This window comes from Microbulbifer sp. S227A (assembly GCF_049800935.1).
In genome coordinates this window covers 317335-335458 of sequence record NZ_JBNAFZ010000003.1, presented here as the reverse complement: position 1 = coordinate 335458, position 18124 = coordinate 317335, and the positions used below count along the sequence as shown (strand labels likewise).

General features: G+C 64.8%; 16 protein-coding genes. 7 read left to right on the top strand and 9 right to left on the bottom strand.

What is annotated here, in order from left to right; translation table 11 throughout:
- Positions 1–51: 51 nt before the first annotated feature.
- The 8 genes from ACP15R_RS09385 to ACP15R_RS09350 form a co-directional block, all read right to left on the bottom strand.
- On the bottom strand, positions 52–234 hold the full coding sequence (locus tag ACP15R_RS09385) for a hypothetical protein (RefSeq protein ID WP_424986140.1): 183 nt from the start codon (positions 232–234) through the stop codon (positions 52–54).
- Between the two features lie 243 nt (positions 235–477).
- Positions 478–1266, bottom strand: coding sequence for an FAD binding domain-containing protein (locus tag ACP15R_RS09380; protein WP_424986139.1), 789 nt, complete (start codon positions 1264–1266; stop codon positions 478–480).
- 92 nt (positions 1267–1358) lie between these two features.
- Positions 1359–3722: a xanthine dehydrogenase family protein molybdopterin-binding subunit gene (locus ACP15R_RS09375; protein WP_424986138.1), complete on the bottom strand. Its 2364-nt coding sequence runs from the start codon at positions 3720–3722 to the stop codon at positions 1359–1361.
- 122 nt (positions 3723–3844) lie between these two features.
- Entirely contained in the window at positions 3845–4330 is a 486-nt protein-coding gene (locus ACP15R_RS09370; protein WP_424986137.1) for a (2Fe-2S)-binding protein, read from the bottom strand.
- Positions 4331–4432: 102 nt separating this feature from the next.
- Entirely contained in the window at positions 4433–5440 is a 1008-nt protein-coding gene (locus ACP15R_RS09365; RefSeq protein WP_424986136.1) for a molybdopterin-binding protein, read from the bottom strand.
- Complete coding sequence (locus ACP15R_RS09360; protein ID WP_424986135.1) at positions 5437–6402, bottom strand: XdhC family protein; 966 nt, start codon at positions 6400–6402, stop codon at positions 5437–5439. The genes ACP15R_RS09365 and ACP15R_RS09360 overlap by 4 nt, the downstream gene beginning before the upstream one ends.
- A gap of 73 nt (positions 6403–6475) precedes the next feature.
- A complete protein-coding gene (locus ACP15R_RS09355) occupies positions 6476–7744 on the bottom strand; it encodes a vWA domain-containing protein (protein ID WP_424986134.1) in 1269 nt (422 codons plus the stop codon).
- A gap of 71 nt (positions 7745–7815) precedes the next feature.
- Positions 7816–8724 (bottom strand): AAA family ATPase, encoded by a 909-nt coding sequence (locus ACP15R_RS09350; RefSeq protein ID WP_424986133.1) that lies wholly within the window; start codon positions 8722–8724, stop codon positions 7816–7818.
- A gap of 226 nt (positions 8725–8950) precedes the next feature.
- On the opposite strand from ACP15R_RS09350, the gene ACP15R_RS09345 reads away from it, so the two are divergent.
- From ACP15R_RS09345 to ACP15R_RS09330, 4 genes are read left to right on the top strand one after another with little or no spacing between them, the layout of a single operon-like run.
- Complete coding sequence (locus ACP15R_RS09345; RefSeq protein ID WP_424986132.1) at positions 8951–10009, top strand: glycosyltransferase family 2 protein; 1059 nt, start codon at positions 8951–8953, stop codon at positions 10007–10009.
- A complete protein-coding gene (locus ACP15R_RS09340; RefSeq protein WP_424986131.1) occupies positions 10006–10641 on the top strand; it encodes a hypothetical protein in 636 nt (211 codons plus the stop codon). Before ACP15R_RS09345 ends, ACP15R_RS09340 begins: the two co-directional genes overlap by 4 nt.
- Positions 10641–12887, top strand: a complete 2247-nt coding sequence (locus tag ACP15R_RS09335; protein WP_424986130.1) for a glycosyltransferase family 2 protein — start codon at positions 10641–10643, stop codon at positions 12885–12887. The genes ACP15R_RS09340 and ACP15R_RS09335 overlap by 1 nt, the downstream gene beginning before the upstream one ends.
- Before the next feature lie 21 nt (positions 12888–12908).
- Positions 12909–13946: a glycosyltransferase family 2 protein gene (locus tag ACP15R_RS09330; protein ID WP_424986129.1), complete on the top strand. Its 1038-nt coding sequence runs from the start codon at positions 12909–12911 to the stop codon at positions 13944–13946.
- A gap of 3 nt (positions 13947–13949) precedes the next feature.
- Here ACP15R_RS09330 and ACP15R_RS09325 read toward each other — a convergent pair whose 3' ends face one another.
- Positions 13950–14387 (bottom strand): SRPBCC family protein, encoded by a 438-nt coding sequence (locus ACP15R_RS09325; protein ID WP_424986128.1) that lies wholly within the window; start codon positions 14385–14387, stop codon positions 13950–13952.
- A gap of 118 nt (positions 14388–14505) precedes the next feature.
- On the opposite strand from ACP15R_RS09325, the gene pyrC reads away from it, so the two are divergent.
- From pyrC to ACP15R_RS09310, 3 genes are all read left to right on the top strand, one after another.
- Entirely contained in the window at positions 14506–15546 is a 1041-nt protein-coding gene (pyrC, locus tag ACP15R_RS09320; RefSeq protein WP_424986127.1) for a dihydroorotase, read from the top strand.
- Positions 15547–15619: 73 nt separating this feature from the next.
- Positions 15620–16279: an orotate phosphoribosyltransferase gene (locus ACP15R_RS09315; protein WP_424986126.1), complete on the top strand. Its 660-nt coding sequence runs from the start codon at positions 15620–15622 to the stop codon at positions 16277–16279.
- A 280-nt stretch (positions 16280–16559) separates the two neighbouring features.
- Positions 16560–18050 (top strand): replicative DNA helicase, encoded by a 1491-nt coding sequence (locus ACP15R_RS09310; RefSeq protein ID WP_424986125.1) that lies wholly within the window; start codon positions 16560–16562, stop codon positions 18048–18050.
- Positions 18051–18124: the final 74 nt, after the last annotated feature.

Genomic DNA, 18124 nt, shown 5'->3' with positions numbered 1-18124 from the left:
TGGACCCGACCCACAGCAGACCGTCAGGCCGCTGTGGGAAAACAGGCCCGATCAGCTGGCCGGCGCACAGACCGTCGCGCCTGTCTCGGTCGTCGCCAGCGCGTATCCCGCGATACAGCTTGCATTGCCCGCCTTGTCGAATGTCGGCTGCACATAGACCGGGGCCGGTTCGGGCTGCGCACATGCTGCCAGACCCAGGGCGACTGCACCCAATGCAAAGAGCTTGAATTTCATGATCTTCCACCTTCTCGTTGTCAAAAGAAATTCACCAACTGGTTGAATCTCCCCTCACGATACGTCTTCGCTCCCAAGCTGGCAACTCCACAGGGCGCGCCGCAAAGCCATGAGGCCGGATCTTGCCACCCTCGTCTCGAAGGTGCGTAAACACCGCCCCGATCGAGGCGGCGTTTTGCATGTTCCAAACCGGCATCCGAACCGGTCCCGGCACTTTGACCCGCAAAGGATGGCCGGGTCGAACTAGCCCGCGGCCTTCACTGCCCGCTGGGTCATCACCTTGGTGATATGCGCCCGGTAATCCCCGCTGCCATGCAGGTCGGAAATCATGCCATCTCCGCTCAGGCTCACACCGTCAATCGCCCCCGGGGAAAAATCGCCGGTCAAGGCCGCCTCCGCCTCGCTCCATCGGAACACTCCATCCTCCGATGCGCCGGTCACCGCAACCCGCACACCATCGGCAAACCGCGCGACAAACACCCCCACCATCGCAAAACGCGAAGCCGGCTGTTCAAACTTCTGGTAGCTCGCCGCGTCCGGCACCGGGAAACGCACCGAGGTGATCACTTCCCCTTCCTCCAGCGCCGTAGTGAACATGCCCTGGAAATAGTCATCCGCCGCGATCTCGCGGGCATTGGTCACGATCGTTGCGCCGCTCGCCAAGGCCGCCGACGGGTAACAGGCCGCCGGATCGTTGTTCGCCAGGCTGCCGCCAATCGTGCCGCGATTGCGCACCGCCGGATCACCGATATTGCCGGCCAGCGCCGCCAATGCCGGATAGGCCGATGCCGCCTCCGCCGCCACGACACCATGGGTCGTTCCGCCACCGATGGTCACCACGCCATCGGCGCTGCTGACGCCCTTGATCTCGGCAATACCTGCCAGGCTCACCAATCGCGACGGGCTGGCCAAACGCTGCTTCAGTGTCGGGATCAAGGTCTGCCCGCCCCCCAAAGCCTGCGCCTCCTCCACCTTCAACGCCGCAACCGCCGCCTCGACACTGTCCGGCTTGTCCACTTCAAAACTGTACATCTCAGTCCTCCCGGAAGAGGCCACGCCCCTTCATCTTTGTGCAAATACTCCGGGGGGTCCGGGGGGCTGGCCCCCCGCCCCGCGCTCTCACCTCAGCCCTGCATCGCGGCCCAGACCCGCGACGGGCTCAGCGGCATATCAATATGCGCGACGCTCTTGCCACCGGACTGCAGCGCATCGATCACCGCGTTCACCACCGATGGCGGCGACCCGATCGCACCGGCCTCGCCACAGCCCTTCACACCCAGCGGATTATGTGTACAAGGCGTACAGCTTGAGTGATCCACCTCGTAGAACGGCAGATCATCGGCCCGCGGCATGGCATAATCCATATAGCTCGCGCTCAGCAACTGGCCCTCATCATCATAGATGCAATGCTCCAGCAACGCCTGCCCGATGCCCTGCGCCAGCCCGCCATGGACCTGCCCCGACACGATCATCGGATTGACGATATTGCCGAAATCATCCGCCGCCATCATCCGCTCGATGCTCACCTTGCCGGTCTCGGGATCAACCTCGACCTCGCAGGCATAGGCGCCGGATGGATAGGTAAAGTTCGACGGATCATAAAACGCCGTCTCCTCCAGCCCCGGCTCGATATCCTCAAGCGGATAATTATGCGGCACATAAGCGGCCAGGCACACATCACCCCAGGCCACCGACTTGTCGGTGCCCGCCACGCTGAACGCCCCGTCCTTCAATTCGATATCGGCCTCGGCGGCCTCCATCAGGTGCGCCGCGATCTTGCGCGCCTTGTTGATGATCTTCTCGGTTGCCCGCACCATTGCCGAGCCCCCCACCGCAAGGCTGCGCGACCCGTAGGTCCCCATGCCCATCGGCGCGTTGGCGGTATCGCCATGCACGATCTCGACCATGCTTTCGTCGATCCCGATCATCTCGGCGATCACTTGCGGAAACGCCGTTTCATGACCCTGGCCATGGGAATGGCTGCCGGTCATCACAACCAGCCCCCCGGTGGCATTGACACGTACCGTGGCGCTCTCATACAGCCCGGCCCGCGCCCCCAGCTGACCGACGAGATTGCTTGGCGCAATTCCACAGGCCTCGATGTAACAATTCACGCCCAGCCCGCGCAGCTTGCCGTTCTTCTCGCTTTCCGCGCGCCGCGCCGCAAACCCCGCAATGTCGGCAATCTCCTCCAGCTTGTCCATCGTCGCGTTGTAATCACCGGTGTCATATTCAACCGCAACCGGGGTGGCATAAGGAAACTCGGTAATGAAATTCTGCCGCCGCAAGGCAATCGGATCAACACCCAGCTCGCGCGCCGCCTTGTCGATCACCCGTTCCAGCTGATAGGTCGCCTCGGGCCGGCCGGCTCCGCGATAGGCATCCACCGGAACCGTGTTGGTGAACACCGCCTTGACGTTCACATAGATCAGCGGCGTCTTGTAGTTCCCCGCCATCAGGGTGCCATGCAACCAGGTCGGAACACTCGGCGCAAAGGTCGACAGATACGCCCCCATATTGGCCAGCGTATCGGTGCGCAGCGCAACAAAGTTGTTTTCCGCATCCAGCGCCAGCTCGATCTTGGTCACGTGGTCACGCCCATGCGCATCCGACATGAAGGCTTCCGAACGTGACGACGTCCATTTCACCGGCCGGTTCACCGCCTTGGCCGCAAAGGTACAGAACGCTTCCTCCGCATAGTGGAAGATCTTGGTGCCAAAACCGCCACCCACATCCGGCGCGACAACGCGCAGCTTGTGTTCGGGAATGCCCAGAACAAAGGCCCCCATCAAGAGCCGGATCACATGCGGGTTCTGGCTGGTGGTATATAGCGTGTGATCGCCGGTTGCGCGGTTGAAATCCCCCACCGCCACGCGCGGCTCCATCGGGTTCGCCACCATCCGCTGATTGACCAGCTCCAGCGTCGTCACATGCGCCGCCCCGCTGATCGCCGCATCCACCGCCTCGCGGTTCTCTTCGACAAAGCCCCAGTCGTAACACAGGTTGCTCGTCAGATCGTCATGAACATTGGCCGAGCCCGGTTCCAACGCCGCCTTCATATCCACGACCGCGGGCAGGTCCTCCATGTCCACGTCGATTGCCTCGGCGGCATCGCGCGCCTGCTCATAGGTATCGGCAACAATTGCGGCAATCGGATCGCCCACGTGACGCACCTTGCCCTGCGCCAGCACCGGATGGCCCGGCTCCTGCATCGGCTCGCCATGGCGGTCGGTCACCTGCCAGCCACAGGGCAGCCCGCCGATCCCCTCGAAATCCGCACCGGTGAAAATCCGCACCACACCCGGCATCGCCGCCGCCGCGGCGGTATCAATCCCGTTGATCTTGCCATGCGCCACGTCCGAGCGCAGAAAATGCACATAGGCCTGGCCATGCACGTTGATGTCATCCGTGTAGTTACCGGTCCCGCTCAGAAACCGCACGTCTTCGCGCCGCTTGGTGCTGGCGCCGATGCCACTGTCTTTGGGCATGTTCACTGTCCTCCCTGGATGTCCGGCGGGCTCCCCGCCACTGTTGGAAACGCCGCGCCGCGCGCCCCTCCCCCTTCATCTTTGTGGAAATACTCCGGGGGTCCGGGGGCTGGCCCCCGGCCTTATTCTGCGGCGATCGCGCCCAGGTCCTGACCCGAGGCCGCCATGATCGCCTTGACGATGTTGTGATACCCGGTGCACCGGCACAGGTTCCCCTCCAGGTAATCCCGGATCTCCGCTTCGCTGGGCTTGGGATTGTCCCTGAGCAGGGCCGCCGCCGACATCACCATGCCCGGCGTACAAAACCCGCATTGCAGACCATGGTGATCCTGAAACGCCTGCTGGATGGTATTGAGCGTGCCGTCCGCCGCGGCCTGCCCCTCGATCGTGTCAACCGTCGCGCCATCCGCTTCGACCGCGAACATGGTACAGGATTTGACAGCCTGCCCGTTCACATGCACCACGCAGGCCCCGCATTGCGACGTATCACACCCCACATGCGTCCCCGTGAGTCCCAACCCGTCCCGCAAGAATCCGGACAGCAGCGTCCGCCCCTCGACCGACCCGGACTTCGAGACACCGTTCACCGTCATGGTCACATCAACCATCACATTCCTCCCTCTGCATTCCGTTGGCTTTTGCCGAATTTAAACATGCCGACCCGGCATTTAGAACAAGAATCTTATAGGACTTTAGCATCACACCCCGGGTCATTCCCGTGGCCGGCGCGGCTGTGGGCGCGTGGGAATCTCCTTGAGCAGCCCCCCGACGCCCATGCCCATGATGTCCTCAGGGCCGACATCCAGACCGCAGACCACCCGCTCGAGCACCCAGTCCACGCCGCTGACCGCCGGTGAACGCGCGCTGCCAGGCAGCCCGATCACCTTGCGCGTGCCGATCCGACCCAGAAACAACAGATTGCCCGGGTCCACCGGCATCCCGAAATGGATGATCTCGCCACCTGCCTGACGCACCGCTTCGGGCGCGACATCCATCGGGTCGGACGTGGCCGAGCCGGTCAGGATCAGGATCAGTTCCGTGTCGCATGCCGCAATCGCCTCCGCCAGCGGCGCAACCCGGTGCGCCACCGTTACAGGATCCGCCAGATCGACCTGCAACCGGTCCAGCCGCCCCTGCAACATGCGATACCCCTTGTCGCTTGGGGCCGCCGGGCCGGGGCCGGAAATCCGCGTCTCGACAAAACCCGCGCGTGCAATTGCCGGGCGCTGCAGCCCAAGCGCCCCCCCCGCCAGCGTGCAGGCCCGCGCGAGCGCCGCGCCGGGAACCGCATAGGAAATGATCTTGACGGTCGCGACCATGCCATCCGCATCCATGCGCTGCCAGCGGGGCACGGTCGAGACCGTCACCATCGGATGCACATGGTTCACCTGATCGATGGCGGCGGCGTCGATCCGCGCCAGGCCGGGCCCCGCCGCCAGAAGATTGACCCGACCGGTGAAGGGCGCCCCCGGATGCAGACCGGCCCGGACCGGATCGGGAACCAGTGCCCGCGCCAGCGCCGCCGCCGCGTCATTCTCGCCGACATCGCCGGGATCGAGCCGGGCCACCGTGACCTGTTCGAACCCGGCCGCCGCCAATGCCGAAATATCAGCCTGCGCCAACAGCTTGCCCTTGCGCAACCGCCCCTGCGGCAAGCGCACCGAATGGGCGAGCACATGCCCCACCGACTCGTGCACCGGAACCGGGCCGAACCTCATCCCTGTCTCAGAACCCGTGTCATCTGCGCCAGAATCGAAACCGCGATTTCCGCCGGTCCCGCCGCGCCGATATCCAGCCCGACCGGCCCGTGAATACGCGCGATCTGCTCGGCGGAAAACCCGGCTTCGGTCATCCGCTCCACCCGCCTGGCATGGGTGCGGGTCGAGCCGAGGGCGCCGATATAGAGCACATCCGCCGCCAGCGCGGCCTTGAGCGCGGGATCGTCGAGCTTGGGGTCATGGGTCAGCAAGACCAGCGCAGTGCGCCGGTCCAGACCAAGTCTGGCCACCGCCTCGTCCGGCCAGTCCTGCAGGATGGTTTCGCCCGGAAACCGCGCCTCGGACCCAAAGGCGTCCCGCGGATCGATCAGCACCGGGTCATAACCCGCGATCCGCGCCATCGGCACCAGCGCCTGCGCGATATGAACGGCCCCCACGACGATCAGCCGCAAGGGCGGGTTGTGCACCGCCACGAATGTCTGGCCATCCTCTTCGAAACCCGAACGATCCATGCGCATCCGCTGCGCATACCCGTCGCGCACCAGCTGCCGGGCACCGGTTTGCAGATCGACCTCATAGGCCACGGCCCTGCGCGCCGCGCGGGCCGCGACCAGCTCTGCAAGCAGCGCTTCGCTCAGCACCGGGCCGACCGGCTCTACCAGTATCCGAATGGTGCCGCCACAGGCCAGGCCAACCGCAAAAGCATCGTCATCGCTGACCCCGAATTCCAGAACCCGGTGCGCGCCCTCCTCGAGCGCCTCAAGCGCCTCGACGATCACTGCGCCTTCGACACAGCCACCCGAGACCGATCCCTCGATGCGCCCATCCCCGCCAATGGCAAGCTGCGAGCCGACCCGGCGGGGGGCGCTGCCCCAGGTCTGAACCACCGTGGCCAGCACCGCGCCGACGCCTTCGCGATGCCAGGCAAACGCGGTTTCGGGGCTATTGTCAAATCGCTCCATCTCGGTCCTCCACGGGGCATTGGCGACCCCGGCAATATAGGTTCGCGGCCCCGCGAACACAAACCACGCACCCCTAGCGCGGCGCGTCCAGCAGCCCCATCAAGCGCGCCTTTTCCCCGACATCCTCGGGGCGCGAAATCACCGTGGCGAGCGCCTCGAGCGAGGCAACGGAATGGCCAGCGCGAAAGCTGTCGACATGGGGCAGCATCGCGGCAATGCCCCGTGCCCTGGGCGCGAACCCGTCCCATCGCAGCAGCGGGTTCAGCCAGATCAGGCGACGTGCCGACAGGTGCAGCCGTTGCATTTCGCGCCCGAGCGCATCGGGATCGTCGCGGTCCAGCCCGTCGGTGATCAGCAGCACCACGGCGCCTTGTCCCATCACTCGGCGCGACCAGTCGCGATTGAAGCCATGCAGGCATTCGCCGATCCGGGTGCCCCCCTCCCAGTCCTGCGCCTCGGCCCCCGCCGCCGCCAGCGCCGCATCGACATCCCGTTGCCCGAGATGGCGGGTGATATTGGTGAGCCGGGTGCCAAAGGTAAAGGCATGCACCCGCGCCCAGCCCTGGCCCCTGGCGTTTGAGACCGCGTGCAGGAAATGCAGGATGACACGGCTGTATTGGCTCATGGAACCGGAAATATCGCAGAGCACAACGAGGTTCGGCCAGCGCAGGCGCGGTTTGAGATGCGCCAGCCGGCGCAGCTCGCCACCCTGTCGCATGCTGGCGCGCAGGGTGCCGCGCCAGTCGATCCGCCGCCCGCGCGGGCTGGCCGCGCCGCGCCGCGACGGGATCGGCTCAACCGGCAGGCTCAGCCGTGCGAGCATACGCTTGGCCTGGGCGATCTCGTCGGTGCTCATCTGTTCGAAATCAAGGGTTCGCAGTTTTTCCTGGGCGGACATGGTCATCGAGGCATCAACCTCGATCAGGGTTTCCTCGTCGGGGCGGTCGCCGCTGTCATCCGGCAAATCCGGAGCCGCGCCATCCAGCAATGCCTCGGCGGCGCGTTTCTCGGCGGCCTGGGCGCTCCTGTCCTCCTGCACGCCACGAATGGCGGGCAGCATCATCGACATCATGTGTTCCATGAAGCGGGGATCACGCCAGTAGAGGCGGAAGATCTGGGCAAAGACCACCCGCTGCTCGGGCTTGTTCACAAAGCAGGCATGCAGGGTCCAGTAGAAGTCGCGCCGGTCGGTGAACCCGGCGGCCTGCACCGCGCGGATCGCATCGACAACGCGGCCGCTTCCGATCGGCAGGCCCGCCTTGCGCAGGGCGCGGGCGAAATGGGTGATATTGTGCACCAGCTTGGGATCGTCGGGAATGTCGAGCGGAGCGTATTCGGGCATTCACGCATCATGGGGGCTCTGCCCCCATACCCCCGGAGTATTGGGACAAAGATGAAGGGCCGACCGGCGGTTCATGCCGGTTCCAGTGTGGCCCGGGCTTCGTCGAGGATGCGCTTTACCTCGGAGCCCTGCAGCTTCTGAATGTCGTCCTGGTATTTCAGGATCGCACCCAGCGTGTCGGCGATGACCTCGGGGCTCAGGTTGATCACGTCGAGCGCCAACAGGCATTTCGCCCAGTCAATGGTTTCGGCAATGCCGGGTTTCTTGAACAGGTCCTCGGTGCGCAGGCCCTGGACAAAGGCGACAACTTCGCGGCTCAGGGTTTCGGAGGCTTCCGGGGCGCGGGCCTGCAGGATCTCGATCTCGCGGTCGAAATCCGGGTAGTCGACCCAGTGATAGAGGCAGCGGCGTTTCAGGGCATCGTGGACTTCGCGGGTGCGGTTGCTGGTGAGGATCACCACCGGCGGTTCGGGTGCGCGGATGGTTCCGAGTTCGGGGATCGTCACCTGGAAATCGCTCAGCGCTTCGAGCAGGAAGGCCTCGAAGGGTTCATCGGTGCGGTCCAGTTCATCGATGAGCAGCACCGGCGCGCCGTTTTCATCCGGGCGCATGGCTTCGAGCAGGGGGCGCTCAACGAGAAAATCGCTGCTGAAGAGTTCACGGTTCAGCGCCTCGCGATCGGCCGCGCCGGTGGCTTCGGCGGTGCGGATGGCGATCATCTGGGCGGGAAAGTTCCATTCGTAGACGGCGCTCGCCGCATCCAGCCCCTCGTAGCATTGCAGCCGGATCAGCCGACGATTGAGCGCGGCGGCCAGGGCCTTGGCGATCTCGGTCTTGCCGACCCCGGCCTCGCCTTCGAGGAACAGGGGGCGGCCAAGCCTGAGCGACAGGAACACGACCGTGGCAAGCGCGCGTCCACATACGTAACCCTGCTGTGACAACAGGTCTTGCACCGCATCGATGGAGGTCGGTATCTGCATGAAATCTCCCCTTGCGCCCTAAAGGTCACGAATTGCGCCCCGCCGTCAAGCATCGCGCCCTGCGACCTTGGTCCTAGGGAACGGCCCGAGAAGATTGGATCGATTTGCCTCAAATCCGGGGGGGATTGGCCGGGATCATTGACCCCAAATCGAGCCGATGGCATGACTTGAGCCACAAGAACGCGGTATTGGCATGGAACCATCGCCCACGGAGCAGGCAGACGCAATGGCACCTGGTGCAGAGCAATCGGAAACGCGGATCACCGCCGTCACCTGCGTCAAGAACGAGGGGCCGTTCCTGCTCGAGTGGATCGCCTATCACCGGCTGATCGGGGTGAACGATTTCCTGATCTATTCCAATGATTGCAGCGACGGCACCGATGCCTTGCTGGATGCGCTGGATCGGCGGGGGGTCCTGCGCCACCTGCCCAACCCGGCGCAGGGGCGCAATTACCAGATGGAGGCGCTCAGGGATGCGCGCCGCCACGAGATCGTGGCCGGGGCCGACTGGGTCTGGATCGCCGATGTGGACGAGTTCCTGAACATCCATGTGGGCGATCACACGATCCCCGCGCTGATCGCCGCCTGTGGCGATCCGGCGGCGATTTCGGTGACGTTCCAGTTCTTTGCCAATGGCGGGGTTGAGCGGTTTGCAGACCAGCCGGTGATTTCCCAGTTCGCGCGGTCACATAACCCCGATCTCTGGTGTGGCGAGTTTGCAATCGAGGTCAAGACCTTGGTTCGAAATGATTTTCCCTTGCAATATTACGGTGCGCACCGGCCATTTTTTCGCGGCAACCTGGCGGCGGACAAGCGGCCACGCTGGACCGATGGCTCCGGGAGGGAGGTGCCGCACCGGTTTCTCGTGGCCGCCAACCCGCGCCGCATTCGCCGGTTTCCCGCCCGGGGCGCGCGGGATTTCGCGACGCTGAACCACTATGCGCTGCGCTCTCTGGACAGCTATCTAGTCAAGAATGACCGTGGCGATGTGAACCGCGAGAACCGTGCCTTTGACGACACCTATTGGCGCGAACGCAATGATGCCGCGCATGAGGATCGCAGCATCCTGCGCCACCTGCCGGCGCTGAAGGCGGCGATGGCGCAGTTGCGCGGCGACCCCGAGATCGACGCCCTGCATCGGGATTGTGTGGCGCGGCACAGGGCGCGCCGGGATGCCCTTTTGCGCGATCCCGCCTATCGCGACATGCGGACGCAGCTGCGCAAGGCCGGCCCGCTGCCGCCGCAGGAAGAGGCATTGATTGCCACCCTGGGACTGGCGACATGACGCTGGAAGTCGTCAATCTCGGCTTGCCGAAATCCGGCACCACGACGCTGGCCAAGGCCTTGCGGCTGGCGGGTTACGCGGTGGCCGATCACCGCCTGCGCGGACGCAACACGAATGATCCGGCACAAAAGGGCACGCCGGTGGCCGACCTGCTGTATCGCGGCCTGTTTGAAACCGGCGATCCGGCGGCCTATCTGCCCGGCATCACGGCCCTGTCCGAGATGAGCATCCTGCGCGGCGCGAAATCGCTGTGGCCGCAGATGGATTTTGCGTTGCTGCTGGCGATCCGGGCACAGCATCCCGGGGTGCGGTTCCTGGCCTCGCGGCGCGATGCGTTCGAATTGTCGCAATCCATGCTGGCCTGGTCCGATCTTGGCCTGGCCCGCCTGCCCGACAGCGCGATCCCCGGCCTGCCGCAGGGATATGGCGAGACCACCAAGCAGCGCATGCAATGGGTCGAGGGCCACTATGCCGCGCTCGACCGGTTCTTTGCCGATGATCCCTGCTATCTCGCGTTCGATATTGCCGACCCGACCGCCCGTGCGCGGATTTCGGATTTCATCGGTCGCGACCTGCCCTGGTGGGGGCGGTTGAATGCCAATCCGATCCGGCAACATTCGGGGGCGCTGTGATGCGGATCCGGCTGCATATCGGGCTGGACCCGTCAGTGACCGGGCGGGTGCAACAGGTGATGCGCGCGCGGCGCGAAGTGATGATCGCCCAGGGAGTACTGTATTCCCCCGAAATCAGCGGCGCGCTGTTGCGGTCGGTCCGGGATGGGCCAGGCCCTGATGAGGGTCAGGACGGGATACACGGACACATCGCGCAGCACCTGGCGCAGCACCGGCCCGATACGCTGATCCTGTCGGATGCCCGACTCGGTCAGCACATCACCCGGCGGGAAGAGCTTGACCGGATCGGGGCCGCGCTGGCCTCGTTTTCGGACGACATCCGCATCGTCGCGCAGATCGAGGAACAGGCCCGGGCGCTGGTCCGTCATTATGGCGCGCAAATTCTCGCCGGGCGGCGGGCAGCGCTTGGGCAAGACCTGGCGGTCCTGACGTCTGGTCATGCCGAGACAGAGCCGCAATCCGCAACGCAATCCGCCTGGCTCGACTATGCGGCGCTTGCCGATCTCTGGGGGAGCGCGTTTGGCGCGGCGAATGTCACGCTGCATCCGCACCATCGCGGGGCGCTGGAAACCGAGGCTGCGCCGGATGTCATCCGCAGCCTGTTTGACCTCGCGCCCGATCTGGGCCGGGTTCCGGCGGCCAACTTTGCACCCCTTCCCTCGGCCCGTTGGCTGGCGCGGGCGCGCCGGATGAACATGCTGTTTCACCGCCTCACCGAAAGCGGCCAAAAGGTGATCCCGCCCGAACTTTGGCACGCGCTGCTTGCGGAACTTGAGATCGCCGGAGAACCGATTGACCCGGGTGCGCTGCATGCGGTGTCAGACCGTTTCGCCGCGGACAATGCCGCGCTGGTCGCGGCGCATCCCGCGCTGGCGGAGGGCGATCTGCGCCCCGACCCCGCGCGGGACAGCTGGCACGAGCCCGATCCCGGCAACGGGTTCCGCGCCACGCAATACCTGCTGGCGTTCATGTACCGGATCAACAAGGCCACCGCCGCGGCCCGCAAACCCGCCGGAAAGCCAACCCGCAAGCCGGCCACGCCCTCCGCCGCCCCGCCCCCGCTCAGCCCGCAGGCGCGCGCGGTGATGCCGCCTTTGGCCGTACAGAATTTCGACAAGCTGCACAAATCGCCCTATGCGCCGCATAACCGGCTGGGCGCGGTCAACGAAGAGGACCTGGCCGCCGCCTATAGCCCCGCGCCACCGCGTCTGTTGCCATCGGGATCGTCCGGTCGCGTCATTGTGGGCTGCATGAAGAACGAGGCTCCGTATATCGTTGAATGGATCGCCTATCACCGGGCCATCGGCGTCGATAACTTCCTGATCTACACCAATGACTGCAGCGACGGCACCGACCGGATCCTGGACCGGTTGCAGCAGATGGGTATCGTCCAGCATCGCAACAACGACAATTGGCGCGGCAAGTCTCCGCAGCAACACGCGCTGAACATGTCCCGCAAGGAGCCGCTGATCCGCGATGCCGAATGGCTGATCCATATCGACGTGGACGAGTTCATCAATGTCCGCACCGGCAACGGGACGCTGGACGATTTTCTGGCCGCGGTGCCGGATGCAACCAACGTGGCAATGACCTGGCGGCTGTTCGGGCATGGCGGCGTGACCCGGCTGGCGGATGCATTTGTCATCGACCAGTTCGAGCGGTGCGCCCCGACCTATTGCCCGAAACCGCATACGGCTTGGGGTTTCAAGACGATGTTCAAGAATATCGGCGCCTATGGCAAGATCAGTTGCCACCGCCCGAACAAGCTTGACGACGCGCTGCGCCACAAGGTCCGCTGGGTGAACGGATCGGGGCAGGACATGACCGCCGAGGTCGCCAATAACGGCTGGCGCAATTCGCGCCGCTCGATCGGCTATGACCTGTTGCAGCTGAACCATTACGCCCTGCGCAGCGCCGAGAGCTTCCTGATCAAGCGACAACGCGGCCGCGCCCTGCATGTGGATCGCTCGATCGGGATCAACTACTGGATCCGCATGGATTGGTCCGACTTTCGCGACATCACGATCAAGCGCAACATGCCCCGGCTGCGCGCCGAATACGACCGGCTGATGCAGGATTCCGGGTTGCGCAAATGGCACGACAAGGGGCGCGCATGGCACCTTGCCAAGGCCCGAGAGCTGCGCGACACGCCAGAGTTCCGCGACCTTTATGAACAGGCGCTCGCCATCCGGCTGACCGAAACCGAACGCGTGGCCTATGCGCTGGCGCTGGACATGGAGAGCTGAGATGCAGGGACGCCCCGACCGGTGAAGGTTCTTGCCGTTCTCACCGTCCGCAACGAAGGGGCCTTCCTGCTGGAATGGCTCGCCCATCACCGTGCCATCGGGTTCACCGATTTCCTGGTCTTTTCCAATGACTGCCGCGATGGCACCGACGTGATGCTTGACCGGCTGGCGCAGATGGGCTGGCTCAGCCATCACCGCAATGACGGCCCCTTTGACAAGCGCGGCATCCAGTTCACCGCCCTCAAGCAGGCCGAGCGGCTCGACATCGTGCACAACGCCGACTGGATCCTGCCGCTGGACATCGACGAATTCGTCAATATCCACGCGGGCGATCACACGCTGGCGGCGTTGCTGGCGGCGCTGCCCGCGGCGACGGCGATCACGCTGACATGGCGGCTGTTCGGCAATGCGGGCATCCGCGACTATGCCGACACGCCGATCACCCAAACCTTTACCCGCTGCGCCCCGGTCGCAATGCACTGGCCCTGGCGGTCGGCGATGTTCAAGACCCTTTATCGCAACGACGGCACCTATCGCAAACTCGGGGTGCACCGCCCGCGCGACCCAGACCCCACGCGACTGGCCGAGGCCCGCTGGTTCGACGGAGAAGGCCGCGCGCTTGACCAGCAGTTCAAGACCCGGCGGCTGTTCTCCAATTACGGCCGCTCCAACTATCGGCTGGTCCAGCTCAACCACTACCCCTTGGGCGCGATGCAAAGCTATGTGCTCAAGGCCGATCGCGGTCGTGCAGTTCACAGCGACCACCTGCTTGGCATGGATTACTGGGTCGACCGGAATTTCAACACCGACACCGATGACAGCATCGCACAGACCCGCCCGCTCAGCGCCCCGCTGCGCGCCGAGTTGCTGGCCGATCCCCGGCTTGGCCCGCTGCATGACGCCGCCGTCGCCTGGCGTCACGCAAGGTTTCGCAAGCTGATGGAACAGGAACCCTACCGCGCGCTGTTTGCCCGCCTGCTGATGACCCCGCCATCGCAACCGGTCGACATCGCCGCTGCCAGCGCCTTGCGGCAATTTGCGGTCAAGGGCCAGGGTTGAACGTCAGGCCGGTACGAGCAACTGCCGCATCGCCCGGTGCCGGCGGCGATACAGTGTTCTGACCCAGAGCGCGACAAGACCCGAGCGCCACCCAGCGTCGATCTCGACCCGGTCAACCTGCAACGCGCCGGTGCCCGCCGGTTCCACCTGCAACTCATGCACAAGCCGGGTGATGCCCATGCCGTGCTCTTCACTGCGCAACAGCCGCGCAGCGCGATCACAGGTCACCACATGCATCGTATAGGGCTGCGCCGGCAACACCCCCAGGGGCGACAGCGCCACATCGATATGCTGGCCCACCTGCGCCGGCCCCGACGGCAAATGATCGAACCGCAGCCACGGACGGCTCACCGCCTCGAGCACGTCAAGATCGATCGCCATCGCGAACAACCGGTCCGCGTCGACCGGATAGCTGTGTTTGAAAGTGAGTCGACGTACCATGCCAAACCTCGTGCCCAACCTGCCTGCCCGCACTCTGACCCGAGGCGCGGCCCATTGAAACGGCGCATTTCGTCTCGCCCCTCTGGTCCACGCCCACCGGCTGTGCTAGCGGAACCCCATGAGCAAGACATTGACGATCCCGCGCCCCGATGACTGGCACCTGCACCTGCGCGACGGCGCGATGCTGGAGGCGGTGCTGCCCGAATCCGCCCGCGACTTTGCCCGCGCCATCATCATGCCCAACCTGGTCCCCCCGGTTGTGACCGGTGCCCAGGCCCGCGCCTATCGCGACCGCATCATGGCCGCGCTGCCACCAGGGCTTGATTTCGACCCGCTGATGACACTCTACCTCACCGAGGACACCGAACCCGAAGACGTCGCCGCCGCAGCGGCAAGCGGGCTGGTCCACGCGGTCAAACTCTACCCGGCAGGTGCCACCACCAACTCGGCCAGCGGCGTGTCCGATTTCGACCGCGTCCGCGCCGTTCTGGAACGCATGGCCGAGATCGGGCTGCCCTTATGTGTCCACGGCGAAGTCACCGACCCCGACATCGACATCTTCGACCGCGAGGCCGTGTTCATCGACCGCGTCCTCGATCCGATCCGCCGCGCCACCCCGGGCCTTCGCGTGGTCATGGAGCATATCACCACCGCCAATGGCGTGGACTACGTTAAGTCCAATGCCCGGGACCTGGGCGCAACCATCACCACCCATCACCTGATCATCAACCGCAACCACATCCTGGTGGGCGGGATCAAGCCGCATTACTACTGCCTGCCCGTCGCCAAGCGCGAGGAACACCGCCTCGCCCTGCGCGCCGCCGCCACGTCCGGCGACGCCCGGTTCTTTCTCGGCACCGACAGCGCCCCCCATACCGATCCCAACAAGGAAAGCGCCTGCGGCTGCGCCGGATGCTTCACCGCCACCAACACCATGCCGCTCCTCGCCCATGTCTTCGAGCAGGAAAACGCGCTCGATCACCTCGCCGCCTTTGCCTCGCGGAACGGCCCCGCCTTCTACCGCCTGCCGGTCAATGACGACACGCTCACCCTCGCCCGCTCCGAGACCGCCACCGATTTCCCGACCAGGATCAACAGCGCCGACGGCCCGGTGACGGTTTTCGACCCGGGCTTTCCCGTCTTCTGGCGCGTCACCTGACCGCCCATTCATCTTTGTCCCCAATACTCCCGCCGGAGGCTCCCGGCCTCACCACTTGCGCAAAGGCCCGATCATGATCCCCACGAGCTATCCAGACGCCAAGGAAATCTCCCGCCTCTCCGCCCGCATGCTGCTCGAAATCGGCGCGGTGCACCTCAATTCCGGCGACCCCTTCACTCTCGCCTCCGGCCTGCCCAGCCCGACCTATATCGACTGCCGCAAGCTGATCTCCTACCCGCGCATCCGCAGCACGTTGATGGATTTCATGGCCCTGACGGTCATGCGCAACGTCGGGCTCGAGGCGTTCGACAACATCGCCGGCGGTGAAACCGCGGGCATCCCCTTCGCCGCCCTGGTCGCCGAACGGCTCGGGCTGCCGATGACCTACGTGCGCAAGAAACCCAAGGGCTACGGCCGCAACGCCCGCATCGAAGGCGTGATGAACGAAGGCGATCGGGTGCTGCTGGTCGAGGATCTCACCACCGATGGCGGCTCCAAGCTCTCCTTTGTGGACGCGATTCGCGACACTGGTGCCAGCTGTGCCCATACGGCGGTGATCTTCTACTACGGCATTTTCCCCGATACCGAGAAAAATCTGGCGGCGCACGGGATCACCCTGCATCACCTCTGCACCTGGTGGGACGTTCTCGCCGAGGCCAAGGCCTCCGGGGCGTTTGACGCCAGCACCCTGGCCGAGGTCGAAGCCTTCCTGACCAACCCCCGTGCCTGGTAGGACGCGCGCACCCCCGGATGAGCGAAGACCAGCCACCCGCCGCTTCCGTCACGTGACGCCCAGGGCAGCGGATTGTGACACATACCAGATATTGACCCGATCCCCCCTCTTCATCCAAGATGCAGGGTGTCACGGATATGCACAGGCTATCCACAGAAACATACAATTTGCGGGGACCGCCGGAGCTGGGCTATCACCCGGCACCGGCGGCAAGACACGCAACATCCAATGACAACAAGCCCGCGGCAAACGCGGTCAGGCGAGGCGAAATGGGGGCGACATGAACGAAATAACCAGCTTTGACGGGGCCAGCCCCGAGACCGACAACCCGGATACCATGCCGCATTCGGTCGAGGCCGAACAGCAGCTTCTGGGCGCGATCCTCACCAATAACGATGTCTATGACCGCGTGGCCAGCATCATCGGATCACAGCATTTCTACGATCCGGTCCATGCCCGCATCTACGAAATCGCCGCCGCCCGTATCGCCAAGAACGCGCTGGCCTCGCCGGTGACGCTCAAGGCGTTCATGGAAGATGACGAAGGGCTCAAGGAGCTCGGCGGACCGGCCTATCTCGTGCGCCTCGCCGGCGCCGCGATCAGCGCCTTTGCGGTGCGCGACTATGCCCAGATGATCTATGACCTGGCTATCCGGCGGCAGCTCATCGGCCTCGGACGCGACATCAGCGACAAGGCCAGCCGCGTCGATGTCGCCAGCGAACCGCGCGAACAGATCGTCGAGGCCGAACAGCAGCTCTACAAGCTCAGCGAACAGGGCCAGACCGAAAGCGGCTTCCAGAGCTTCCTGCGCGCGGTGACCGACGCGGTCAATGTCGCCAACGCCGCCTACATGCGCGAGGGCGGCCTCGCCGGCATCTCGACCGATCTTGTCGACATGGACAAGATGCTCGGCGGCCTGCACAAATCCGACCTCCTGATCCTTGCCGGCCGCCCCTCGATGGGCAAGACCTCGCTCGCCACCAACATCGCCTTCAACGTCGCCAAGGCGTATAAACGCGGCAAGCTGCCCGACGGCACCGAAGGCGCGGTCGATGGCGGCGTGGTCGGCTTCTTCTCGCTGGAAATGAGCGCCGAACAGCTCGCGGGGCGGATCCTCGCCGAAGCCTCCGAGATCTCCAGCCACAAGATCCGCCAGGGCGACATGGATGAAACCGAGTTCCGCCGCTTCGTGGATGCCGCCAAGGCGCTCGAAGCCTGCCCGCTCTTCATCGATGACACCGCCGCGATCCCGATCGCCCAACTGGCCGCCCGGGCGCGCCGCCTGAAACGTACCCACGGGCTTGACCTGCTCATCGTCGACTATCTGCAACTGGTGCGCGGCACCTCCGACAACCGCGTTCAGGAAATCGGCGAAATCTCGATGGGCCTCAAGGCGATCGCCAAGGAACTCAACATCCCGGTGATTGCCCTGTCCCAGCTGTCGCGCCAGGTCGAAAGCCGCGAAGACAAACGCCCGCAACTCTCCGACCTGCGGGAATCCGGCTCGATCGAACAGGATGCCGACGTGGTGATGTTCGTGTATCGCGGCGAGTATTACAAGGAACGCGAAAAGCCCGGAGAAGACGACCTCGCGGCGACGGAACAATGGATCGCCGACATGGAGCGCCTGCATGGCAAGGCCGAAGTCATCATCGGCAAACAGCGCCACGGCCCCATCGGCACCGTCGAGCTCAGTTTCGAATCCCAGTTCACCCGCTTTGGCAACCTCGCCAAATCCTGGCAGCAGGGCGGCGGTGAACAGGGCTTCTGATCCCCGCCCCCCCTTCATCTTTGCGAAATACTCCGGGGAGCGCGAGGGGCAGCGCCCCTCGCCCACGCAGGCGG